This is a genomic window from Parendozoicomonas sp. 2304DJ65-17, from assembly GCF_058148445.1.
The window spans coordinates 846,609-870,414 of sequence record NZ_JBYVJV010000002.1; the positions used below are offsets into that span (position 1 = coordinate 846,609).

The following is a 23,806-nucleotide window of genomic DNA, read 5'->3' on the forward strand; positions in this document are numbered from 1 at the left end:
TTTCTTCTCCCTCAGGCCAGTGACTTCTTCACTGGCCTGAACGCTTTATCTTCCACAACCTTCACGTATCACTTCTGGGAACATTCAGAAATTCCTTGAGGGTATCTAGTGCCAGCTCCCTATCTCCCATAACCGGCTGCAGCATGTCCAGGTATGAGTCGTGACTGCTAGTGGCCGCGATATAGTGATTTTTACAGGAAAATGATAACCCCGCCCTAGTCCATGAAGGGCTGTAACCGAAATTGCGTAAGCCCAGAATTTCCCGTGTAAGTATGGATGGAAAAGGGCTCCCTTCCGGCCAGAACAGGTCTGGATTATTGACAACCAGATCAGCCGCACTTTTATAACCCGAATTCTCCAGTTGAGGCATGGCCAAGCCAAACTGGTTTTCGCCGTGTACGCCTCCCAGTATAAAAGCGTCGTTTAACATCGGACTCCAGCCCTTGTCACAGAGAATGCTGCCTGATCCTAACGCCGAAACCCGTTCGGTACCGCTTTGGTGTTTGTCTTCGACTCTTGACCTTGTTGCTTGTCTGATTAATCTTGATGGCAGACCTTCTTCTGCTCCATGCACAGAGGTGTAACCAAAGTTTTTGGTAAGGTCACTGTCATTGCGAATATCTCCCTTACCCAGAAGCAGTAAACCCAGAGAGTTATCCCGGGCGGCCCGGTACATCGACCATGCTTTGGTCATCTCTTCAGCGGGGGAGTCAAACAGGTATCCGCTGAGGGAATGTTTCTCTTTGTATTCCTCCAGAGAGTGTTTCAGCTCATCACAGTATTGTTGCTGGCTTTTTTTAACGAGTACTTTGCGTGAAGGTCTTGAAGCATTGGCTCTTACACCCAGACGGGTTGCAAGAGCCAGGCGTCGCCACTGCTTCATGGACTGTACGTTTGGAGATATTTTACGCTGAGATATTGGGGTGTCAGTGCCAGGTGCTCTGTGCTCATTCTGGGTTATATGACCTTTTCCCGAACTCTTCTCTGAAGAACTCTTTTCAGGAGTTAGTGAACCGGGTGCCGGTGGACTGGAGCTTGAAGGTGGCCTGACTGGCATAGCACATTCCCTGTGATCTACAGCTGAGTATAGTTCTCTGTCCATAAGATGTGATGGACGCCTTTTTCACAGAAACTAATAGAAACTATAAGAGCTTGGTCATAAGTAAAGGCTCACTTGTGGCTGGACGGTTGCTCAGCCACACAAAGCCAGCATTCTGTTACAAAACACTGCTACAACCGTGGAGCAATAGTTATTACATTGAACTGGCAGATCAGCACAGTGTTTCAATAAAGCTGACTGCCCGTAGAGAGAAAGGGGATTACGATGGAATCACTGAAAACGTTACAGGAAATTGCCGGCACCGCCGATCCAATGTTTGGTGCCGCCATCATTACCGAAGATGGTCTGGAGCTGCCAATCACAGCTGAAATGATTGATGAATGTATCAATCGAATGGTCTGCAGCGACGACTCAAACTTGTATCACTGATACAGCTTAAAAGTTTCTAACTGGCAGGAGTGCGAAATGTCCCAGCCTCCTGCCAGTGCTTTATTCTTCACTTATGGACTTTATCTTGAACAGATCCATAAGAATGCAGGCCACAAGTGCTGTGCCTGCAAAGCCCGCCAGAAATATAACCGGCATGGTTGCATAGCCGAGAATATTCCAGATTAACCATTCCAGAGTACTCATTGTGTCACCTTGTTGTCCTGAGGTGTCCAGAACTCAACATCGCTCATATCCGGCAGCCTGTGGGCAATGCCTTTGTGGCAGTCGATACACGTCGCCTGACCGCTGGCTAGTGCTGTACTGTGCATATAGGCGGCACGTTTGGACTGCACGGAGTAATCCATATATTTAAAGTTATGGCAGTTTCGGCACTCCCGTGAGTCATTGTCTTTCATCCTTGCCCACTCTCGTTCAGCCATGTACTGGCGATGTTCAAGAAACTTCTCCCGAGTAGCAATCTTTCCTGTAATTTTACCCCAGACTTCTTTGCTGGCCTGCACTTTACGGATGATCTTGTAAGTCCATTCATGGGGAACATGGCAGTCAGGGCAGGTTGCTCTCACACCAGAGCGGTTGCTGTAGTGAATGGTTGGCTTAATCTCCTGGAACACGTTATCCCGCATCTCATGACAACTGGTGCAAAAAGCTTCGGTGTTAGTTGCTTCCATCAGTGTATTAAAACCACCCCAGAAAATAACACCCGCCATAAAACCAAAAGCCAGGACAACCCACAGTGCCAGTGCCACTGGATACGTTAATTTGTTCCAGTAGCGCAGGCACCAAGCCGGTATAAGATTTTTAATCTTCATGGCTTCAGGCTCTCAACAGGATCAAACAGGTTTTTGATCAGTGGAGGCGCATTTTTCTGGGGGACGTGGCACTGGGTGCAGTTATAGCGACTGGGTGAAACATCAGATAAGAGGCTTCCGTCCCGGTCCCGGAAATGGGAAAAGCCGATAGGTGTTGCTTTAAACTTATGGGCATTATCAAGGCTATGGCAGGCCAGGCAGGCATTATTGTTTGCTGATATCTCATAGCCTCTTATGGCATGGGGAATCAACGGTGGCTGCCCAATATAATTGGGCAGAAACTTTTCTGCTTCCTTTGGAAAGTCTTTCAGTCGTGGCGGTGTTTTATCATCCAGCAGTGGTGTTTCTCCACGCAAAGACTCAGGGCCATCTGATAAGGAGTAATCCGTGGCGATAACAAAAGTTATTGCTACAGATGAACAAAGAGCAATTGCAAGAATCGTTCTGGCTATGAGTTGGCTGAACATAACTACGCCCTCTCAACTTTAACCGGACACTTTTTGAAATCCGTCTGTTTGGATAACGGATCAGTAGCATCCAGAATCAGTTTGTTGGCCAGTTCGGAAGCATCAAAGAAAGGTATGAAGGTAATACCCCGAGGCATACGGTTACGTCCGCGGGTTTCTACCCGGGTAAGAATGTCACCCCGTGGCGAGCTGACTTTAACCTCACTTCCCCTCCGTAAGCCCCGTTCGCGGGCATCATCTGGATTCATAAACAACACCGCATCAGGGAAGGCTTTAAACAGTTCTGGAACCCGTTGGGTCATGCTGCCTGAATGCCAGTGTTCAAGAACCCGGCCTGTGCAGAGCCACAGATCATATTCCTGGTCAGGAACTTCTGGTGGTGGCTCATAGGGCAACGCAAACAACCAGGCTTTGCCATCTTTCTTGCCATAGAAGCTGACTTTTTGCCCAGCTTTCACATAAGGGTCGTAACCTTCCCGATAACGCCACTGGGTTTCTTTGCCGTTAACAACAGGCCAGCGCAACCCGCGCACTTTGTGGTACATATCGAAAGGCGCTAGATCATGGCCATGACCTCTGCCAAAGGTTGCGTATTCTTCAAACAAACCCTTCTGGACATAGAAACCAAAATGTTTGGACTCCATATTCTCTTTATCCGGATTGGTTTCACTCAAAGGAAATTTGTTTACCTGCCCGTTAGCGTAAAGAACATCAAACAGGGTTTTACCTTTGTATTCCGGATTGCGCAGTAGAAGCTCTGAAGGCCAGACTTCATCGGTTTTAAAACGCTTGGAAAATTCCATCAGCTGCCAGAGATCGCTGCGGGATTCGCCGGGGGGATTCACCTGCTGATACCAGAACTGGGTACGTCGTTCGGCATTGCCATAAGCGCCTTCTTTCTCAATCCACATGGCTGTAGGAAGGATTAAGTCCGCTGCAGTGGTTGTTACTGTGGGATATGGGTCTGAAACCACAATAAAGTTTTTCGGGTTTCGATAGCCGGGGAAGGTTTCCTTTTCCAGATTGGGAGCCGTCTGCATATTGTTGTTACACATCACCCAGTACGCATTGATTTTGCTGTCTTTCAGCATGCGATCCTGCAGTACTGCGTGATAACCGGGTTTGCCGGGAATCGTGCCGGCTGGAAGTTTCCAGATCTTCTCTGCCGTTCTTCGGTGTTCAGGGTTGGCCACGACCAGATCTGCTGGAAGACGGTGTGAAAATGTTCCAACTTCTCGGGCTGTTCCACAGGCTGAAGGCTGACCGGTTAACGAGAAAGGACCACAACCAGGCTTGGAAATTTTTCCGGTCAGCAGGTGGATGTTGTAGATAATATTATTCATCCACACACCACGGGTGTGCTGGTTCACACCCATAGTCCAGAGGGACATAACTTTTGCATCTGGGTCAGAGTAATATTCCGCCAGCTCCAGTAACGCTCGGGGGCTGACTCCAGACATCTTTGAAACTTTGTCCAACGTGTAATCACTGACAAACTTGGCAAACTGGTCGAAGGTAATAGGTTTGGAAGCGCCGCTATCCGGGTTTTTAGCTTTCTTTTGCAGAGGGTTTTCCGGCCGCAGGCCGTAGCCAATATCGGGGGTGCCCATGCGGAAATGGGTGTGTTTATCGATAAAGGTTTTGTTGACTCGCCCGGTGGTAATAATGTGATTACAGATAAAATTACCGATGGCTAAATCAGACTGAGGTTCAAAGATCAGTGTGTGATGAGCAAGGTCACAGGAACGGTGCTCATAAGTAGAAAGAACAGCTATACGGACATGGTCGTGAGCCAGTGTGCGCGCTGCTACCCGGCTCCAGAGAACCGGATGCATTTCCGCCATATTGGAACCCCAGAGCACGAAAACATCTGCGTTCTCAAAATCGTCATAGCAACCCATAGGCTCATCCATGCCAAAGGTGCGCATAAAGCCGCCTACCGCAGAAGCCATACAGTGTCGTGCATTGGGGTCGATATTGTTGGAGCGAAAGCCGGCTTTCATTAGTTTGGATGCAGCGTAGCCTTCCCATACTGTCCACTGGCCAGAACCAAACATGCCGATGCCAGTTGGGCCGATGTTTTTGAGTGCCTTTCGGAATTGCTTTTCCATTTCATCAAAAGCCTGTTCCCAGGTTACCGGAGTAAACTCTCCATCTTTGTGGTAGCGGCCGTCTTTCATCCGTAGCAAGGGAGTTTGCAGGCGGTCTTCGCCGTACATGATTTTGGGCAGGAAATAACCTTTAATGCAGTTCAAACCACGATTGACTGGAGATTCCGGGTCAGCCTGGGAAGCCACCATTTTGTCATCCTGAATTCCCACCAGAACACTACAGCCGGTGCCACAGAAACGACATGGGGCTTTATCCCAGCGGAGTTGTCCGTCGCTTTGATCTGAGGCAATCAGTTGTTCTGTGGCAGATGCAGGCAGTGACAGCCCTGCGGCACTTGCTGCTGCGACAGCAGCGGAATTACGAATAAACTCACGGCGACTTTGCATGGTGAACGCTCTGGTTGAACTGTTAATAACCTTGAGTGCAATAAAGAAATTATTCGCAGTGGGAGTACGCCAGTGATACATCCACAACACCACCAATGGCGCGAATAGAGTCCATGTGGTGATGCACAGGTACTGTTGAATCTGCCTGGTTTTCGATCGTGACAGCCATGCGACCACGGGCATCACTGGCGTGGATCAACAACCCGGGAATGGTATTGAGTTGCTGGCAGACATCAGTGGTTTGTTCCGGCTTTGAAAGAACCACAAGTCCGCAGATATCTATTGGCTGTTCTGCAGTTGTCTTCATCACTGTGCTCAGGCTATTTCATTTTTCTTAGGCTGCATGGTAATTGCCTTAACCGGGCAAACACTGATGCAGGCTCCACATCCGGTACAGCTTTCACTGTTGACTATCGGCGTGGAAATACCATGAGCAGAGTAGTTCAAATTTATCGAGCGTGACTCACATTCGTCAGCACATCGGCTGCAGGTGATGTCTTGCAGTGATAGACAGTTGTCTTGTATTTGTGCTGTGAGCAACCAGGGTGGTTGTTCTAACGTGTTTTTCTTAAGTGCGCCGGTACCACATTCGGCAATACATTCTTCGCAAAACGTACATTCCCCGTTTTGAAAGTTGATTTCAGGAAAGCCTCCATCGCCCGAAACAATAATATGCTCCGGGCAGCGGTTAATACATTTGTTACAACGGGTGCATAACTCCAGAAACGTTTGTTCAGGTTGTGCCCAGGGAGGGTAAACAGGTGTTTGTGTCTTCTTATCAGAGTCAGCGGAACGCAACCTGCCGAAAAGCAGGCTGCGTTTGTTTCGGTCAATCATCAGAACTTAGCCAGCAGGCTTTGCACCCTTGTCTGCTTTTGCCTGTTCTGGTGGATAGTTGCTGGTGCTGCAGGGAACATTAAAGTCTTTGCTCATCATCTGGCAGGCTTTCTCAGCAATAGCGTAGTGAGCTTCAGCACTGGGGTGAACGCTGTCGGCAAAGAAAGGAACCTTTTCATCCGGGTCGTGAATGCTGACTCCCAGAATATTCCAGTTATCATCAAAGGCTCGGTTCTGTTTCAGTTCCTGCGCGATAAAGTTTTCTGGCTCTTTGCTGGTGGTTTGAGTAGTGGCCAGATCTGTTCCTGGAACCGCTATATCAAGAATTGGATTAGTAATATCCCACTTCTCTTCAGCTTGAAGCTCCTTGAACATTCTGTCGCCATCAATGGTCATCACCTGATAGCTGTTGCTGCCACCGAACTCTTCCCGTAACAGGTTGAGACGCATGCGAAGACTGGTGTTATAGCGCTCCACCAAGTTGGATATCAGCAGAGCCTCCTTGTTCTTGGGTTCGGAGCGATTGGGGTGGAAGCGGGGCGTGTCAGAAATATCTGGCAGAAGAACAACGGCAACCCGCTGCGCTCCGGCAGAAAGAATATGCCACACATCCCGGGCATGCTCCTGAGCGACATCATCAGGATCTGACCACTTATTAAGGAAGTCGTTGGCACTGTTAAAGAATACCACAAGGGTATCTGGTTCGATAATGGCATCCCCCGGGTTAGGTGTGTGGCCATTGTCTTTTTCAAAGATATTTCTGCGTTCGTTCAGGTAAGACTGTACGACCAGAGATTCACACGGTGGAATCAGGCTGCCCTGAAACAGCATGGTAGCTCCTGAAACCAGACCTTCCGTCAGGTCATCCAAAACACGCAGGGCTTCTACCTTATCGGCTGCGCAGAGCGTCCAGCTGCCCGCCATGGCCCGGTTATCCAGTTTCACCTGATGATCTTTGTCAGACATCATCTTGTAGAGATATTCCACCCACACCTGATCCATCTCTTCACCGACGGTCCATTTCCCGGTTTCGTAATATTCAGGATCGGGAACCAGAGGAATGGCATCGGCGAACTTGCTGGTGATATTGATCAGCTGATCATTGCCAAAATCCAGAACTACTCCAGCCATATCTTTTTCTATTAAGTTGGTCAGGTAGAGGAGTTGCCGGTTGAGGGAATCAAAAGCTTTGTAAGAAAGTGAACTCGGGTCGAGATCCTTCTGGCGTTTCTGTACCCACTCGCTAATGCGCTCCACCCGTTTCAACATGCTTTCATCAAAGTGATCTTCAACTTTGTCCAGGTATTTCAGCGTCATGTTCAATGCAGTGCCCAGAGATTTCACCACACTGGCTTGTACATTATTTAGTAAACGACCAACAAAACCTTTTTCCTGACCTTCTTTGCGAATCTCTTTGGCCACAAGGTCAAAATTGGCCTTGATATTATCAATTGTGGAGCGGCGCCCGATGATCTGGTCGAGATTCATAGGGCGTGTAGTTGTGCCATCCGGCAGGGTAACAGTTTCTCCTCGTAAGGTACGGAGAAGGTTATAGGTAGAGTGGGCAGTTTCCGGAGGACGAAAAGAATCTCCGTTGCTGTCACTCAGACTATCCCCGAAAACTACCAGTTTTGCTGGCTGCCAAGGATCCGGTTTGGCAGCAACCGGTGTGCCGATATCCTGACTGAAGGCAAAGGATGACAGAGCTAGCAGTGCTGTCGTCAGAACAGGTTTCGCGAAAGTCTGGATTAATGTGTTTCGGTGCATTGCTGCAGAACCTCCCGGAATGGTCAGGAAGGTTTAGCACAAGGTTTGGCTTTATGTTGGCCAACTCCGGATACTTTGAATAACCAACATTTGTTAGAGCTTCTAACAGGTTTGCAGGAAGAATTCTCCTGCCCCTCCTTGTCTGTATGCAATCTGGTGTACGCTTTTCAAGGAGTGACAATATGATCCGTTCCAAATCTGAAAGTTGCCTTGGCAGTTATGGCGGAGATGAAAGCGCTCAACTGGGTCTCTCCACGAAGACGTCCCAAAGCACATCTTGTCTCAGTTCTGGCAGAAATTCTGCTTTATCTGATGAGCTGGCAAAGGCTGGTGCTACTCCTATCCAAAGTCGAAAGGTAGAAACGCCTGAGTCTGTGAGGGGAGTAGAAAGTGATTCTGAGGCTTGTGAAGTCAAGTCAAAAGAACCCGTTCGAATAGAGCCTCTCTATCCACCAACAACACCTCTGGAAGAAAAACTGGATGCGCTTATTGGCGATCTTGTTCACCGAACTCCAAACCTTTGGCTTTGTTTAGCCGCGCCAGATTCTTCTCTTTTACCAATTCCAGAACCGGCAAAGAGGCAGAAGAAAGGAACTAAACAAAGAGTTGAGCCCGCAGCTCCAGCCGTTTCGGGATCAAAAGGAGACGAGTTGGATCAGATGTTAAAAATGGTGGCGTCACATTCACCATCAACAAAGTACACAGCAGACACTTGCATGCTGCGAATTTCCAAAGAGTCAAATGATCCCGAGTACTCCAAAAAGCTGGCTCTTTGTGTGAGAGAACATATAGATGTGCTTCCGGAATTTGTTGAGTCTCTGGAGTGGTGCAGGGTTCTGGATTTGTGCGTTTCAACTCCGGGTGCTGAAGATAATATTGACTATGAAAGAGCTATTGAACTTGCATACAAACTGAAATTTCTACCTTTAATCTGGCGGTTGGTAAAAAGAGCGCTGGTTCCCGGTCAGAGTCATATCACTCCTGCCAGCCTTATTCCTTTGCTTTTGAGTTGTAGTGAAATTCGTGGGTTTAGCCCTTATGTATTGTCGTTTTCCATTGTTGATCTCCATGATCTGGATTTCCTGAAAGGTACGCCCGGTAAACACTGTCAGGAAGACATGAGCCAGGAGTGTCGGGCGGCTTATTCATTTATGCACCCCTTCCTCTGGAAAGACGATGCAGTCTTAAAAGAAGCATTTTGTTTTCTTTCTCCTGAGCAGCAGCAATCTCTACGGAATACTTTGGTCTATATAAGTGCATTGGACCAGGTTCCAGAAGGCATGAAGGGAATGCATAAGAGTGTTTCCAACGTACTACAAAGGGAAATGCAGAAAGAGCAGGAAGGCATTGTTCTTGAGATGTTGAAAGAACAGTTTGGGCACAAGCTCTCACCAGACCAGTGGAGGAAAATGCAACAACAGTTACAACCCAGGCTGACTTCAGCGGTAAAGGCGGGTCTTGGAGCGCAACTGTCGCCAAAAGCGGTTGAAGGCATAATGAATAAGGAGCTGGCAAGGGAGCTCAGAGACTATATTAAATCGCCGGGTCTTAACCCTTATCAAAAGAGCGTAATCAGAGTTTTGCTGGCTTGGTTATGTAACTCTGATATGAAAAAGGTAGGGGACCAATCCTTTCTTGCAGCTATGTTGATGAAACAGGCCGCTGATGACTGTTTTCCACTTTTGTACCAGGATGCAGCAGCACTTTTTGCCAGCCATGGACATTACCCCCAAGCGGTTGAGTGCATGGAGCTGTTGCTAAAGCGCGTCTCTTTACCGGAGTTGTCGGAAGATATTGCCCGCAACCGTCTCGCTCTTTATCAGGGGCGAATGCAGGATGCCAAGGAGTTGGAGCAAATCAAGGATGAGGAGCCTTCTGGTCCGAGCTCTCCCGCTCCGGTTGTCAAACGACCTGCAAAAAAGAAGAAACGTCATAGTGCTTCAGGGCTTGGTGTTACCAAGACAAGCCGTAAAGGGTCTAAGGGCAAAAAAGCTGCTACAGGCGCTTCTCCAGATATTACGCCTGTATCCGAAGCCAGCTCATCTGACGTCGCCGAGTCCCCTGTGTTACAGCATAAGGTTCGTCCAGAACAGATTGATGAAATGTCTGACAAAGACATGGAAGACAAGCAGACACAGACAGCCGTTGCTGTTGCTGTTGCTAGTGATCATGTCGGAAGCGCTGAAAAAACAGAACAAAAGAAAACAGAAAGTAAGCCTTCCATACAGTGGTTACCGGATTATGCCCCTATGATTTTGCGGTTTAGAAAAGAGCTGAACAGGTCGCAGGGGCCAAGAGCGACAGAAACACAACAGGAGTGTCTGGATCGCTGGCTAAAAAAATCAGCCGCAACACCGGCTATGGGGAGAGTCTGCGAAGAGGTGTGCTGGTTCTACTTGTATCAGGGGCAGATCGCTTTTACGCCAAACTCTTATCTGAAAACCAGGAAGCAGGTTGATGAACAGGCTAAAGAAAAAATAGCCATGATCAAACAGGCCAGTAGCTGGCTGGCTGAGGCAGAGACTTTAGCGATGGGGGTTCGTTCCGAGCCGGCTTTGTCCTATGAGAAGTTTGTTGAGAGAACAGAGCGCCTTATTGAAAACCCGCCACCGGTCGAGGATCTCGATGAATACTACAAGCGGCTGCGGGCTCTTTGTTCCAGTCGCGGGCATATTCATGGTGCTTTAGCGGATCAGTATCATTTGGGCAGGCGGATGTATCATGGTGATATTGCCCATAAGTTCTTCACCTATGCAGATCGAATACAGTACAGAGCCCCTAAGCTTTCCTCGGCACCGGAACCTAAGATCGGTTTAATTTCCCAGAAAGAGGCCGATTTTCGCAGGGCTAATATGTAAGTCTTAGGCGCTATTGTAGCTGTGCAGGGAACCTTAAGGGCTGAAGCTTGTCCAACCTGTTATCAGATCTAACGGATGAGTTTTGAGGAGCCGAACATGCGAATAGCTTATAAATCCAGAGATGGTGTTGGTACAGATGGCTTTGCAAAATTAGGTATCCGAAAAAGCCCTCGCACTCCCCCCACAAAACCTGCCACCTTTAAAGGTCATGCGTGCGCCCCTGAGAAAGCTGTATACCAGTACACTGGAGAAGCCCACACTTTTGAAGAGTTTCGTGATCATGTATTGTCTCAGGATGGAGAAAATCCCAAGGTGTTCCTTGGAAGTAAGGGCTATTACAAAAACCACAAAGACCGTTTTGTTTTATCTCAGCGGGCCAATGGTCATCAGTATGTTTGTGCAGTTCCAAGAGCCGTTTTCCTGGCTCCCAGAAATGCTTATCTGCGCCGGCAGGGTAAGTTGCTGGTAGAACAAATGGCAGGGCAGGACAGGAAGTTCAGTTTTCCATCTCGCAAGAAAAAGAAGCAAATACTCTCCAAACGAATGATTCGAAAAGAAGCAACCCGCAAACAGGGTGATGTGCTTCGGACCAAGCCTGCACTGGGAGAAATGAGTTCTCCTACCCGTGAAGAGTTTAAGGGTTTCTGTAAGCTCAGGCAGGAAGTCTTTACAAGAGATATCTGGTTGAATGGCAGAAGCTACAGGGTTTTGGTAAACCGGAGAATGAAGCCGTTTGTTCCAATGCAAGGCGGTACAGTTAAGTGCTTTGATCCTGTAATGCTCTATAAGGACAATTACCTCACTGCTGCAACCAATCTTTATGAGCAAATGCGTGGAGAAAAACTTGCTCCCTGGTCACCGGATGAGAGAGCAAAAGTAAATGCCCGCGAAAATTTATTCAAAAGGAAAATTGAATACTTTGAGAGACTGTTGAGTAAAGATTGATTGCTCAATAGACAAATTCTTCCATAGCACTATGCTGCATACCCTCGATTGGGGCTGTAGCAATGTGCTTTTGCATCAGACGTTTGGCTTTCAGGGTTCTTGCTACCTGTATCACAGTAGCTGGTGGGTTCCCTTTTGACACTGAAGCTATGTTTGATATCCCTGTAAAGCGCCCTCAAATGAATGGATTACCGGAAGCGCGTGAATTTCTGACAGAGGGTGAAAGCTCCGCCGCTCAACCAGTTCAAATAATAGCTTCGCATCGCCCCCTTAAAAGAAAGGCAATTGGAAACCTGGCTCTATGGGGCGCAACGTTCACGTATCAAAATAACTTTCTGGAAAGAGCTCCCCCTGAATCTCCATCATTCGAACATCTTTCACAGAGTGTTTTGGGCAGTGCTTCAGCTACACGCACGCAATACGGAGTACAACGCTTCCCTCATCAGGAAACCCAGACATGGAGTACGTCAAGAGATACTCATATACCGGCATTTAACGCAGTCATTCCTGTTCAGGTGAGTGAGAGCCGTTCTCCTGCTTTAAAAACAAACCCCTCTTATTTTTTGAATGTATCTGAAGGGCTTGTGGATGAGAACTATGACACTTCCCTCTCTGAAATACATGTTGATGAGCAGGCAGATATTTATGAAACAAGAGAAGAAAGCCTGTTTGATGAATCAATCATTATCTTTATGCGAGATATGACCATTCGTGAATATGACGAGAGTGGTGAAACGGTATTGCTTGATGACGACCCAGAGGAGTCAGGTAATCCCTATGAGGCAGAAGAGGAAGATGTTGTTGCAATCCCGATAGATGATGAAATTCAGACTGCTTTAGATGAGTTGGCTATTCAAAGCGTTGATGTTGAAGCGCTAGAGGAGGCTCATATTGATAGTGCAAATGAAATATGGCCAAAGGAGCCATATCTTGTTGTTGAACAAGGCGACGAAGCATTCGTTAAATCCAAAACAGGTTATACCCCGCAGGAAACGTTGGCATGCCGTTGTAGTTATGAAATTACAATGGATACCTTCTCGGGTTTGGCTATATCCCGATTTAGTAAGGTAAAAAAACGTTGCCCGATATGCCGCCTCACTCTTAAAGCCTGGATTGGTAAGCGAGGAGTGGCAGTCAAAGGGAAAGGTAGAAGGTTTGGGAATGCGTTCATTGGTTACCTGAACCGACCAGCAGACCCAAAATCTCGCGAGTGTGGCATCTGTTTTGAAAGTTTGAGTGAGATGGATGGGATTATTAATGATTCCCTGCCTTGTACAAAGCACCCTGCCTGTCACTTTTGTTTAATGCATAGTTTGCAGGCAGATTACAAAGCTCGAAGACAGCCCGAATGTACAGGGTCTGATTGCGGGGTTCGCTGGAGAGATGAGGATATTCATTGCATCTCAAAAGATATTTTTCTTGTTCAGAAGTTTCACCGGCTTGAAGTTGAAAGGTTATGCAGTCAAGACCCATCAATGTTCTTCTGCCCTACGCCGGACTGTGAGCATATGGGCGTGAGACCAAGTTTAACGCGGCAGGATAAGCAAGAATTTGAGTGTCCGGATTGTGGTAAACAGCTGTTGTTTTATCAGAATAAAGGTGATGAACGTGCTCAGCTCTTAGAGGGAGATGCAGCACAACAGTACAGTAATTATATGCTGATCAAGAGCAAGGTGGAGAGTGGTGAGTGGAAGTTATGTCCTCGCTGTAAAAACCCAATGGAAAAAACATTTGGCTGTCAGCACATGGCGTGTAAAAAGTGCGGTCACCATTTTTGCTGGGTGTGTCTGGGTATGTGGGGTGGTGAGACACAAGGTTATAGAACTCATGCTCACTGCAATATGAAAGATGGCGGTACAACTGATCGCCCTGTTCAGGTTGTACCACTCCCAAGATTCCAGGTGAAACTTCCAAAGCCTGAGGCGGAAAAAACAACTCATTACGTTGAATACCGTGCGGAAATGGAAAAGAAAAAAAAGAAGAGAAAACGTAAGAAACAACGTTGGTAGGTAAGAGGTTGTGGCCAGGTATTATGAATGCCTGACCACGAAAAGATATTATCGGCTAGCGACCTGCTGAACCATCGCTTCGGCATATTCGCCAGTCAGCTTATCCATCTTCTTGAGAATAGACTCGGTCGTTACTGAAATAACAGTGGGGACATGGGTTCCGCTCTCTTCCATTTTGAATCCCGCTTTAGAGAAGCGCCACTGGCCATCAACCTTCTTGAGCTGCTTATTGATAGAAGCTGTATTCATTGAAGATTTTCGAAGAGTGTCCAGAGCCTGTTCAAATTCACCGACTGCTGTTCCCATCTCTTTATCCAGCGTCGTACGCTGAATTCCCCAAGCCTGAGCCATATAAAGCTTGGCAATACGCTGGCTGAGCATCCGCTGGCGACCAGACAGGTTGACCAGCTTGGCAGCATGAATGTTGGTATGGGCTTCGATCTCTTTTACCAGTTTTTCACTGGCTTCCAGCAGACGATTGCTTTCTTCAATAACCTGGGCTGCCTGATCCTTGCTGGGTTTACTCATGACGTGCATGCGGTACTGTTGCCAGACCTTGGATACATCCATCAGGGCTTTTTCGACTTTTGGCGTTGAAGCAAAGTCCTGCAAATCCAGAAAGTTTTTCTCGAATCTGGCGACGCTGGCATCCAGTTCTTTGGTAGCTTCTACTGTATTTACGTCCATGCCCAGCATCAGCCAGGCTTTGGCCATACGCTGGCTCAGCATACGCTGACGACCGGCTTCGTTAATGGCTTCTGCATCATTAAGCTCGGCCACTACGGAAAATGACAGGGTTGCAGTGAGTATTGCCATGCATCCTGCAATAGCTTTCCATAGACGTCTGTTCATAGACTTGTGTATCCCATTCCAATTGTTGGTTATTTTTATGGATGTTCGTATATGGCCAGCTTGTGGCTGACCATATAGGCGCTATCAGTGCGCGCGGGTATTGTATGGATTCTGTACAATATCTCCAGAAAAACTGTCTGATTAGTCAGCTTTTCCTGTTACTTCCAGCAAGAAGCAAGCGACTACAGCTGTAGCAAGAAACCCGCCAATAAAGATCATTGGCATGGCAGAATAACCCAGTACATTCCAGATTAATGATTCCATTGCACTCATTATGAGTCTCCTCCTTTACCATGAGCTGGTGGAATTGAACCCCACCCTTCAACATTGCTCATATCGGGCAATTCGTGGGCAATACCTTTATGGCAGTCAATACAGGTGTTGCCATCCTTGATGGCCTGACCGTGGATGTTCATTGCCCGACCGCCCTGTTCAGAGAAATCCATAAACTCAAAGTTGTGGCAGTTTCTGCACTCTTGTGAGTCGTTAGCTTTCATTCGTGCCCATTCCCGGGTCGCCATCGCTAAGCGGTGATCCAGAAACTTCTCGCGGGTGTCGATAGTGCCGGCAATTTTTCCGTACAGTTCTTTACTGGCCTGGATCTTACGAACAATCTTTGGCCCCCACTCTTTGGGAACGTGGCAGTCAGAACAAACCGCCCGAACGCCGGAGCGGTTACTGTAGTGAATGGTTGTCTTGTATTCTTCGTACACGTTGTCGCGCATTTCGTGACAGCCGATGCAGAATTCTTCCTGGTTGGTCATCTCCATACCGGTGTTAAAACCACCCCAGAAGATAATGCCAGCAGCAAAACCAAACAGAAGAACAAACCCCAACGCTATGGATGCTGGTCGACTCAGCATTTTCCAGTAACGTTTAATAATAAATTCCTTAGCCATAGTTTTCTTCTCCGGCTTATTTGCTCAAAGCGTCAACAGGCTTGAACTCGTTATCGATCAGCGGCTTGGCATCCGCCTGTGGTACGTGGCACTGCTGGCAGAAGTAACGGCCAGGAGCAACGTCGGCCAGCTGATTGCCATCACGGTCGTAGAAGTGAGTTACGCTGATGCGGGTAGCGCCCCATTTCTTAGCGTTCTTCCAGCTGTGACAGGCCAGACATTTGTTCACGTTTTTGTCTACCTGATAACCACGGATGTCGTGGGGAATCAGAGGTGGCTGCTGAACAAACTCACGATCCAGCACGCCATCTTCATCAATGTTCTTTTTCAGCGGCTCAGCAGGCGCTTCAACATCAAGATCGTTGTTACGAATGGCAGTGTTGCCAGCTGGCGCTGCACTGGTCAGAGAGACGACACAGCTCAGGCAGAGGGCAAAAGCGGAGGCTAGGTATTTCACGGTTCTTTTTTGTGTGCTCATGGCTGTTTCACTCACTTGGCCAATGATCGTTGTGTGTCTGGCTGATCCTTCACGGTGCCAGGCATGTTGATTTGGTATTCGAAGACCTGCTGGGCGCAGACATCAATGCAGCGACCGCAGCGGGTACAATCCAGTGGTTTTAAAACCGGTCCTTTGCCTTTTGAAGGCTTGAGAGCCGGTGGAAGAATTTGTGGTTCGGGACAAACGGCGTAACAGTCCATGCAGTCATTACACTGTTCCCGTCGTGCAGCGCTTACCTGTACCGGGCTGACCTTTCCGGTAATGCCGTAAAAGGCACCGAGCGGACAAAGGTGACCGCACCAGCCTCTCTGGCTGACAAACAAGTCAAACAGGAAAATGGCAAGAATCAGAATCCAGCCAGTGCCCATACCGAAGAGAATGCCTCGGTAGGCCAGAGCGATAGGGTTGATAAATTCCCAAACCAGAACGCCGGTCACGGCAGGCAGAATCAGCACGAGGGCAAGAAGCCAATATCTGGCTGACCGTGACAGGCGATAACTACTGCGAATCTCAAAACGGCGACGCAGACTTCCCGCAAGATCAGTCACCGGATTTACCGGGCAAACCCAGCTGCAGAACACTCGGCCACCCAGAAGCAGGTAGAAGCCTCCTACCAGCAGGGCTCCCAGTACAGCTGTCAGTTCCAGAGGGTAAAACGCTGCCAGACTTTGTAATGCCAGCAGCGGATCAGTCATAGGAACTGTGTTCAGCAGACGACTGGACGACAGGTTACCGTCAAGGATTCGGATACCTGCCAGGGGTGTCAGCAGGAACAAGCCAAGAGCAGTGATCTGAGACATACGACGCAGGATCAGGAACCTGTGCGCTGTCCACCAACCCAGGGTTTCGGCGGCTTCTTGGCCGGGAATACGCTTGGCTTTCACTGATGAAGTCATAGCTTGGTTCCCTCCGGCAGCCGGTCTGGCAGATTAAGAAGATCGGGTACCAGCGCTTTGCCAGCTTTTTCCTCTTCCTCCCAGCCCAGTCGGTAATGTTTACCCAGTTGGCCAACAGCCAGTTCATGGGGCAGAACCCTGATCGCTGTCTCTTCCAGTACACAGGCTTCTTCACACTTGCCGCAGCCGGTGCAGATGTCCGGATTTACGTAAGGTTCAAAAGCTGTATGCACCTGAGTGCGTTCATTACGGGTGCGCTTTAGAACGATGGCTTCATCAATCAGCGGGCAGACCCGGTAGCAGACTTCACAACGCAATCCCTGCAGGCTCAGGCAGTTCTCCCGATCGGTCAGCACAGCAACGCCCATACGGGCGTCGTTTATTTCTGTCAGTGCAGGATCAAGGGCACCACTTGGGCAGGCTTTGACGCAGGGAATGTCTTCGCACATTTCGCAGGGTACGCTGCGAGCCTCAAAATAGGGTGTACCGGAAGCCACTGGGTCTTCCGGTTTCGCTAATTTGAGGGTATCCCAGGGGCAATCCCTGACACACAAACCACAACGCAGACATGCGGCAAGGAAATCCTGTTCAGGCAAAGCACCGGGAGGACGCAAGGCCAAGGCAGCATGAACTTTCGACTTTTCGGCAATAAACGTCAGCCCCAGGCCGAGAAGACCTGTAGCACATGCAGCCTGGGCGGTATCGGTGAGAAACCGCCGGCGGGTTATCGCTTTGCCTTTGTCGTTTGTTTTGTTCATGTCCCTTGTCCTGTGTATGGCCGGGATACAAATCCCGGCCTACTACCCGGCACTTAAGCTGGCATTACCTTCACTGCACACTTCTTGTAATCCGTCTCTTTGGAGAGCGGGTCAGTGGCATCCAGGGTGAGTTTGTTCACCAGCTGGCCTGCATCGAAGAAGGGCATGAACACCAGACCTTTTGGTGGACGGTTACGGCCACGGGTCTCGATACGGCTGCGGACTTCACCACGGCGGGACACGATCTTCGCTTCCATTCCGCGACGTAGACCACGGGCTTTGGCATCGTCTGGATGCATAAAGATCACCGCATCAGGGAAGGCGCGGTACAGCTCTGGTACACGACGAGTCATGGTGCCGGTGTGCCAGTGCTCCAGTACCCGGCCGGTGGACAGCCATAAGTCGTATTCATCATCGGGCTCTTCAGCAGCGGGCTCGTAAGGCAGAGCGAACAGCCAGGCTTTGCCGTCGGGCTTGCCATAGAAATTCATTTCTTCGCCTTCTTTCACATAAGGGTCATAACCCTCACGGAAGCGCCACAGGGTTTCTTTGCCATCCACTACCGGCCAGCGCAGACCGCGGGACTGGTGGTACATATCGAATGGGGCAAGGTCGTGGGCTTTGCCGCGACCAAACTTGGCGTACTCTTCGAACAGACCTTTCTGGACATAGAAACCGAAGTCATCGTTTTCCAGGTTCATGCGGCCTTTGAAGTCTTCAGTTGGGTACTTGTCTACCTGACCGTTTTTGAACAGTACGTCGAACAGGGTTTTGCCCTGATATTCTGGAGCTTTGGCCAGCAGCTCGTCGGACCATACTTCTTCAACCTTGAAGCGCTTGGAGAATTCCATCAGCTGCCACAGGTCGGAACGGGCTTCACCCTGAGGTTCAACCTGCTGGTACCAGAACTGGGTACGACGTTCAGCGTTACCGTAGGCACCTTCTTTTTCCACCCACATGGCGGTAGGCAGGATCAGGTCAGCAGCCTGGCCAGTTACGGTTGGGTAAGGGTCGGAAACAACAATAAAGTTTTTCGGGTTACGGTAACCAGGCAGGCCTTCCTCGTTCATGTTAGGAGCGGCCTGCATGTTGTTGTTGCACATCACCCAGTAGGCATTGAGCTTGCCGTCTTTGAGCATGCGGTTCTGCAGAACTGCGTGGTAACCAACCTTCGCAGGGATAGTACCTTCTGGCAGCTTCCAGATTTTCTCGGCGTAATCACGGTGAGGCTTCTTCTTCACCACCATGTCTGCAGGCAGGCGGTGAGAGAAAGTACCGACTTCACGGGCAGTACCACAGGCAGAAGGCTGGCCAGTCAGAGAGAATGGGCCATTGCCTGGCTCAGAAATCTTGCCGGTGAGCAGGTGGATGTTATAAACAATGTTATTCATCCACACACCACGGGTGTGCTGGTTCATACCCATAGTCCACAGGGACATCACCTTACGTTTAGGGTCAGCGTACAGCTTGGCCAGCTCTTCCAGATTCTTGGTTGGAACACCGGAAATTTCGGAGGCTTTCTCTACGGTGTATTCGCTAACGAACTGAGCGAACTCTTCAAAACCAATTTCCTTGGAGCCACCATTACCAGGGTTGGCTGCTTCCTGTTCCAGTTTGTGTTCAGGGCGCAGGCCGTAACCGATATCGGTTACACCTAGGCGGAAGTGGGTGTGCTTTTTAATAAAGTCTTTATTAACAGCATCGTTCTGGATCAGGTAGTTACATACGTAGTTACCAATGGCCAGGTCAGATTGTGGCGTGAAAATCATGCCGTTATCAGCCAGCTCAAAAGAGCGGTGCTTAAAGGTGGACAGCACAGCCACTTTCACATGGTCGTTAGACAGTACGCGATCAGTGATACGAGACCACAGGATCGGGTGCATTTCCGCCATGTTGGAACCCCAGAGTACGAAAGCATCTGAGTGTTCGAAGTCGTTGTAGCAACCCATTGGCTCGTCGATACCGAAGGTACGCATAAAGCCACCTACAGCAGAAGCCATACAGTGTCGTGCGTTAGGGTCGATATGGTTGGTGCGGAAACCGGCTTTCATCAACTTGGAAGCAGCATAACCTTCCCAGACAGTCCACTGGCCGGAACCGAACATACCAACTGGAGGCATTTCGTCAGAGTTGCGGGAGTCCTTGATCGCGTCCTTCCACTTCTCGGCCATAATGTCAAAGGCCTGATCCCAGGTGATGGGAGTGAATTCACCGTTCTTGTCGAACTGGCCGTTTTTCATCCGCAGCAGAGGCTGAGTCAGACGGTCTTCGCCGTACATGATCTTGCCAAGGAAGTAACCCTTGATGCAGTTCAGGCCTTTGTTAACCGGTGCTTCAGGGTCGCCCTGAGTCGCTACAACACGACCATTTTTGGTACCTACCAGTACGGAACAGCCGGTACCACAAAAGCGGCAAGGGGCCTTATCCCAGTGGATTTCAGTTTCTTTACTGCTGGTAATCAGGTTGGTTGCAGACGACGGCATGCTCATACCGGCTGCAGCTGCGGTGGCGGCGACCGCGCTGGACTTTATAAAGTCCCGGCGATTCTGTTTCATGCTTCACTCCAGGCATCATTGTGCGTGTACACCAGCGCGGTGGAAATGACCCCCTCCACGTGGCTGATTTGTGTGATGGTGTCGACCATCGTTTTTTGTCCGGGGAGTTCTTCTACAGTCACTACCAGCTTTCCTTCTGGAGCAGCTGCGTGAACTTCAACGCCGGTTAAGGTGTTCAGATTGGCTTTTACATTTGCCAGTTTTTCAGGATTGGTATGCACCACCAGGCCGGATACTGAAACGGCTTCCTGATCCATGATGTTTGCTGATGGAGTCATAACGTTTTCTCACTGGCAGAGCGCATGGCTATGGCAGACACTGGGCAGCTTGCTACGCAGGCACCGCAGCCATTGCAAAGTTCGTTGTCGAGGGTTGGCAGGGCAATGCCGCCAGGGGCTAGAAGAAACTGAATGGCTTCCTGTTCGCACTGTTCTCCGCAGGTGCGACAGTGCACTTTGTTCTGAGCCAGACAGTTGTTTTGAATGTGAGCTGTAACCTGCCAGGGCTGCTCTGAGTTCTTGTTGATTGCACCGTGATTACAGGCGTTTACACAGGCTTCGCAGAAAGTGCATTCTGTGTTGGAAAAGTCAGCCTCGGGAAAACCACCGTCTCCACGTTTCAGCAGATTGGTTTCGCAGGCGATAATGCAGTCATTGCAACGTTCACAGCTATTAAGGAACTGATCTTCTGGCAAGCTCCATGGAGGACGCACGACATTGCACGGGTTGATGTTGGCCCGAAATAATCGTCTGCGAGAGTGGTTGATGGCCTGCTGCATATTTTGTTTTTAAGGCTGTTTGAGAGAACGTAATTACACGACGCAAGGCCATGGTAATACTGTGAAAAATGAGGGAAAGGGGGGCAGAGAAGGCGAAATGAGAGGGGATACCTACTATCTACCTCTTTGGTGGTAGAGCAAAAAAGCAAAGAATCCTGACAATAGCGTTACTGTATATAGAAATAACAACAAGCCACTGTGATTTGTGAATCATTGGTGGTAGAAAGCAAAAAATAATCAGCGATTGATCTGTATCAATTTTTCCTGATAGCACCCAATTGGCATTTTTAAGATGACGTTAAGGCGTAAGCTACTCCTTATTCTATTTTCAATTATTTTACTTTCCGCAGCCGCGATCAGTATTTCTCTGTGGTATGCGAAAGTCATGGAGACTGACGCCGCAGCTATCAATGAGGCTGGGTCTTTGCGCATGCAGTCTTGGCGACTGGCTGAGCATGTGGTGGTACCAGAGGTTATTACCGAAGATATCCTTGCGCCTCTGGTTTTGGTTTACGACAAAAGTCTTGAGCAGGATGCATTAGCTGTTCTTGGTACATGGGATAACCAGATAGGTGTTCAGTATCTGCAGATCGTTCATGAGTGGCAACAGATTATGCGCCCCATGCTGCAGCGTCAGGAGTTTAATAGTTACATTCAGGCGGTTCCTGATTTTGTTGATCGTATTGATGTTCTGGTTGATGCCCTTCAGGAAAATACCGAGAGCAAACTGAAGTGGCTCTACACAACGATGGTGGTTGCCCTGGCGGCGCTGCTTATTATTTCTGTTCTGGTGGTTCGCGATATCCAGCGCAGTCTTCTCGATCCGGTGGGAGAGTTGGTTGGGGCAGCTAACCGTGTTCGAAAAGGAAACTTTTCTGTTGAGCTTTCTTACACCGGAACCAGTGAACTTGGCCAGCTAACCCAGACCTTTAATGGTATGGCTGGAGAGTTGCAGAGGCTTTATCAGAGCCTTGAGCAGCAGGTTGAAAGCCAGACGCTGGCGTTAAGCCGCTCGAATGCTGCGCTGGAACTTTTGTACGACTCTTCGCGGACCCTTGGACATAACCCTTTTGATCGCACCAATATGACAACCCTGCTCGCTCGCTGGCAAAAACTGCTGGGATTGAAAGGGTGTTATCTGTGCCTGACAGGAATTTCTGGCCATGAATGGTTGCAGCGAGTAGAGCACGCTTCCAGCCAGACGTCAGGGTGCGAGGGCGATCGTTGCCTGAGCTGTTTGGATGGCTGTGGTAATAGTGGGGAACTGGAAACAACGCAGGTTCCGGATCGTAATACCTTTCCTGTAGCTGTGGTTAATGATGAACACAGTTATGGCTTTCTTCGAGTGGTACCTGATTCAGAAGGCACATTAAATGAAGAAGAGCGTCAGTTGTTACAGGTTTTTGTGGATATTCTTGCTACTGCCCTGAGTCAGAGCCGACAGCATGAACATGAACGCAGAATTTTGCTGATGGAGGAGCGTGCGGTTATTGCCAGGGAACTTCATGATTCTCTTGCCCAGTCCCTGTCCTATCAAAAAATCCAGATAGCCCGTATCAGACGGCTTCTGCCGGAAGTTGAAAATGCTTCCAAGGCGCAGGCTGTGGTGAATGAATTACAGGATGGTGTGAACAGTGCTTATCGTCAGTTGCGGGAACTGCTGGTCACATTCCGTTTGACCATGGCAGAAGGGTCTCTGAAGGAAAATATAGAAAGTACTCTGGAAGGTTTTATCAAGCGAGCGGATGATATCCATTTTGAGCTTGATTACCGCATACGTTTCCAGCAAGTAGATGCCCATAAAGAAGTCCATGTCCTGCAAATTATTCGGGAAGCTCTGAGTAATGTTGTGCAACACGCCCGGGCCAGCGTGTGCCGGGTCAGCTGTTACCTGAGTGATGATCAGCAGATTATTGTGACTGTAGACGATAATGGTCGTGGCATTGGGGATAACCCTGAGCGTCATGGGCACTATGGATTGAGCATTATTCGTGAAAGAGCCAGTAGCTTAGGTGGCACAGTGCAACTTTTACCTTCTCCTCAAGGTGGTACAAGAGTGCAGCTTAGTTTCAGCGCAGATTCGGTTGAAGCAGATGCGATTGAGGCAAAGAGTCTGGAGTTGGAATCATGAGTTCAACAGTATTGCTGATAGATGACCACCCTCTGTTACGCAGGGGGTTGAAACAGTTGATTAACGATTATCCGGATCTGGAAGTGATTGGTGAGGCCGGTGATGGCCAGCAGGGTCTGGAAAAAGCAGCGGAGCTTGACCCTGACCTGATTCTTCTCGATCTGAATATGAAAGGTATGGATGGTCTGGAAACTTTGCGTGCCATCCGACGACAGGGGATAACGACACGAGTCGTTATGTTAACAGTATCGGATCATCGTGATGATGTGGCTGCATTGTTCCGGGCCGGGGCTGATGGTTATCTATTAAAAGATATGGAACCCGATGAACTGATGGAAAGAGTGCGGGAAGCTGTTAACGGGCAATTGGTTGTAGATGACCGTTTAGCAGGCGTGCTGGCTTCAGTGCTTCGGCCGGATCGTGAAGAAGATGATCCACTGGAGAGTTTAACGGGCAGGGAGCTTGGTATTCTCCACCTTATTGCCGATGGAATGTCGAATAAGCTGATTGCCAGAGAATTGAGTATCAGTGAAGGTACAGTGAAGGTGCATGTAAAGCATCTACTGAAAAAGCTGGGAATGCGTTCCCGAGTGGAGGCGGCTGTTTGGATGGTGAATCAACAGAAGCGCTGATTATTAATTCTGTAAACCTAAGCGCATGCACTTAGAAAGTGACTTAGGGGTAGTGCTACCAACGTCTTAATACCAAAGGTCCATTTCGAATCTGGTGAATAAAACC

The 23,806-nt window shown here is 49.0% G+C and carries 23 protein-coding genes; 6 read left to right on the forward strand and 17 right to left on the reverse strand.

Annotated elements, in window-relative coordinates:
* Nucleotides 1–61 precede the first annotated feature (61 nt).
* Nucleotides 62–1,057: a hypothetical protein gene (locus ACY2RR_RS08805; protein WP_490107762.1), complete on the reverse strand. Its 996-nt coding sequence runs from the start codon at nt 1,055–1,057 to the stop codon at nt 62–64.
* Between the two features lie 267 nt (nt 1,058–1,324).
* Between ACY2RR_RS08805 and ACY2RR_RS08810 the strand changes: the two genes are divergently transcribed.
* Complete coding sequence (locus tag ACY2RR_RS08810; protein ID WP_490107763.1) at nt 1,325–1,489, forward strand: hypothetical protein; 165 nt, start codon at nt 1,325–1,327, stop codon at nt 1,487–1,489.
* Nucleotides 1,490–1,549: 60 nt separating this feature from the next.
* On the opposite strand, the gene ACY2RR_RS08815 is transcribed toward ACY2RR_RS08810, so the two are convergent.
* From ACY2RR_RS08815 to ACY2RR_RS08845, 7 genes are read right to left on the reverse strand one after another with little or no spacing between them, the layout of a single operon-like run.
* Nucleotides 1,550–1,693 (reverse strand): TIGR02808 family protein, encoded by a 144-nt coding sequence (locus ACY2RR_RS08815; RefSeq protein WP_490107764.1) that lies wholly within the window; start codon nt 1,691–1,693, stop codon nt 1,550–1,552.
* Nucleotides 1,690–2,319, reverse strand: a complete 630-nt coding sequence (locus ACY2RR_RS08820; RefSeq protein WP_490107765.1) for a NapC/NirT family cytochrome c — start codon at nt 2,317–2,319, stop codon at nt 1,690–1,692. The genes ACY2RR_RS08815 and ACY2RR_RS08820 overlap by 4 nt, the downstream gene beginning before the upstream one ends.
* Nucleotides 2,316–2,786, reverse strand: coding sequence for a nitrate reductase cytochrome c-type subunit (locus tag ACY2RR_RS08825; protein WP_490107766.1), 471 nt, complete (start codon nt 2,784–2,786; stop codon nt 2,316–2,318). Before ACY2RR_RS08825 ends, ACY2RR_RS08820 begins: the two co-directional genes overlap by 4 nt.
* Nucleotides 2,787–2,788: 2 nt before the next feature.
* Nucleotides 2,789–5,365: a periplasmic nitrate reductase subunit alpha gene (napA, locus tag ACY2RR_RS08830; protein ID WP_490107767.1), complete on the reverse strand. Its 2,577-nt coding sequence runs from the start codon at nt 5,363–5,365 to the stop codon at nt 2,789–2,791.
* On the reverse strand, nt 5,334–5,591 hold the full coding sequence (locus tag ACY2RR_RS08835; protein ID WP_490107768.1) for a chaperone NapD: 258 nt from the start codon (nt 5,589–5,591) through the stop codon (nt 5,334–5,336). Before ACY2RR_RS08835 ends, napA (ACY2RR_RS08830) begins: the two co-directional genes overlap by 32 nt.
* A gap of 8 nt (nt 5,592–5,599) precedes the next feature.
* Nucleotides 5,600–6,121, reverse strand: coding sequence for a ferredoxin-type protein NapF (gene napF / locus ACY2RR_RS08840; RefSeq protein ID WP_490107769.1), 522 nt, complete (start codon nt 6,119–6,121; stop codon nt 5,600–5,602).
* Between the two features lie 6 nt (nt 6,122–6,127).
* The gene (locus ACY2RR_RS08845) at nt 6,128–7,888 is read right to left on the reverse strand and encodes an SGNH/GDSL hydrolase family protein (RefSeq protein ID WP_490107770.1); all 1,761 of its coding nucleotides are present in this window, start codon (nt 7,886–7,888) and stop codon (nt 6,128–6,130) included.
* A 182-nt stretch (nt 7,889–8,070) separates the two neighbouring features.
* Here ACY2RR_RS08845 and ACY2RR_RS08850 point away from each other — a divergent pair, with 182 nt between their 5' ends.
* The 3 genes from ACY2RR_RS08850 to ACY2RR_RS08860 all read left to right on the forward strand — a co-directional run bounded on the left by ACY2RR_RS08850 (nt 8,071) and on the right by ACY2RR_RS08860 (nt 13,700).
* Nucleotides 8,071–10,746: a hypothetical protein gene (locus ACY2RR_RS08850; RefSeq protein ID WP_490107771.1), complete on the forward strand. Its 2,676-nt coding sequence runs from the start codon at nt 8,071–8,073 to the stop codon at nt 10,744–10,746.
* Between the two features lie 96 nt (nt 10,747–10,842).
* A complete protein-coding gene (locus ACY2RR_RS08855; protein ID WP_490107772.1) occupies nt 10,843–11,691 on the forward strand; it encodes a hypothetical protein in 849 nt (282 codons plus the stop codon).
* Between the two features lie 701 nt (nt 11,692–12,392).
* Entirely contained in the window at nt 12,393–13,700 is a 1,308-nt protein-coding gene (locus ACY2RR_RS08860; protein WP_490107773.1) for a BRcat and Rcat domain-containing protein, read from the forward strand.
* 48 nt (nt 13,701–13,748) lie between these two features.
* On the opposite strand, the gene ACY2RR_RS08865 is transcribed toward ACY2RR_RS08860, so the two are convergent.
* From ACY2RR_RS08865 to napF (ACY2RR_RS08905), 9 genes are all read right to left on the reverse strand, one after another.
* Nucleotides 13,749–14,552: a type IV pili methyl-accepting chemotaxis transducer N-terminal domain-containing protein gene (locus tag ACY2RR_RS08865; RefSeq protein ID WP_490107774.1), complete on the reverse strand. Its 804-nt coding sequence runs from the start codon at nt 14,550–14,552 to the stop codon at nt 13,749–13,751.
* Nucleotides 14,553–14,693: 141 nt separating this feature from the next.
* Nucleotides 14,694–14,825 (reverse strand): TIGR02808 family protein, encoded by a 132-nt coding sequence (locus ACY2RR_RS08870; RefSeq protein ID WP_490107775.1) that lies wholly within the window; start codon nt 14,823–14,825, stop codon nt 14,694–14,696.
* Nucleotides 14,825–15,451, reverse strand: coding sequence for a cytochrome c3 family protein (locus ACY2RR_RS08875; RefSeq protein WP_490107776.1), 627 nt, complete (start codon nt 15,449–15,451; stop codon nt 14,825–14,827). Before ACY2RR_RS08875 ends, ACY2RR_RS08870 begins: the two co-directional genes overlap by 1 nt.
* Nucleotides 15,452–15,467: 16 nt before the next feature.
* Entirely contained in the window at nt 15,468–15,929 is a 462-nt protein-coding gene (locus tag ACY2RR_RS08880) for a nitrate reductase cytochrome c-type subunit (protein WP_490107777.1), read from the reverse strand.
* Between the two features lie 11 nt (nt 15,930–15,940).
* Nucleotides 15,941–16,846, reverse strand: coding sequence for a quinol dehydrogenase ferredoxin subunit NapH (napH, locus tag ACY2RR_RS08885; protein ID WP_490107778.1), 906 nt, complete (start codon nt 16,844–16,846; stop codon nt 15,941–15,943).
* On the reverse strand, nt 16,843–17,604 hold the full coding sequence (gene napG, locus ACY2RR_RS08890; protein WP_490107779.1) for a ferredoxin-type protein NapG: 762 nt from the start codon (nt 17,602–17,604) through the stop codon (nt 16,843–16,845). Before napG ends, napH begins: the two co-directional genes overlap by 4 nt.
* Before the next feature lie 53 nt (nt 17,605–17,657).
* Complete coding sequence (gene napA, locus ACY2RR_RS08895; protein WP_490107780.1) at nt 17,658–20,159, reverse strand: nitrate reductase catalytic subunit NapA; 2,502 nt, start codon at nt 20,157–20,159, stop codon at nt 17,658–17,660.
* A complete protein-coding gene (locus tag ACY2RR_RS08900) occupies nt 20,156–20,416 on the reverse strand; it encodes a chaperone NapD (RefSeq protein ID WP_490107781.1) in 261 nt (86 codons plus the stop codon). The genes napA (ACY2RR_RS08895) and ACY2RR_RS08900 overlap by 4 nt, the downstream gene beginning before the upstream one ends.
* A 17-nt stretch (nt 20,417–20,433) precedes the next feature.
* Nucleotides 20,434–20,937, reverse strand: coding sequence for a ferredoxin-type protein NapF (gene napF, locus ACY2RR_RS08905; protein WP_490107782.1), 504 nt, complete (start codon nt 20,935–20,937; stop codon nt 20,434–20,436).
* A 385-nt stretch (nt 20,938–21,322) separates the two neighbouring features.
* Here napF (ACY2RR_RS08905) and ACY2RR_RS08910 point away from each other — a divergent pair, with 385 nt between their 5' ends.
* Together ACY2RR_RS08910 and narL are read left to right on the forward strand one after the other, a co-directional pair.
* A complete protein-coding gene (locus ACY2RR_RS08910; protein ID WP_490107783.1) occupies nt 21,323–23,068 on the forward strand; it encodes an ATP-binding protein in 1,746 nt (581 codons plus the stop codon).
* Nucleotides 23,065–23,700 carry a two-component system response regulator NarL gene (narL, locus tag ACY2RR_RS08915; RefSeq protein ID WP_490107784.1) on the forward strand — a complete coding sequence of 212 codons (636 nt, stop codon included), beginning with the start codon at nt 23,065–23,067 and terminating at the stop codon, nt 23,698–23,700. The genes ACY2RR_RS08910 and narL overlap by 4 nt, the downstream gene beginning before the upstream one ends.
* Nucleotides 23,701–23,806: the final 106 nt, after the last annotated feature.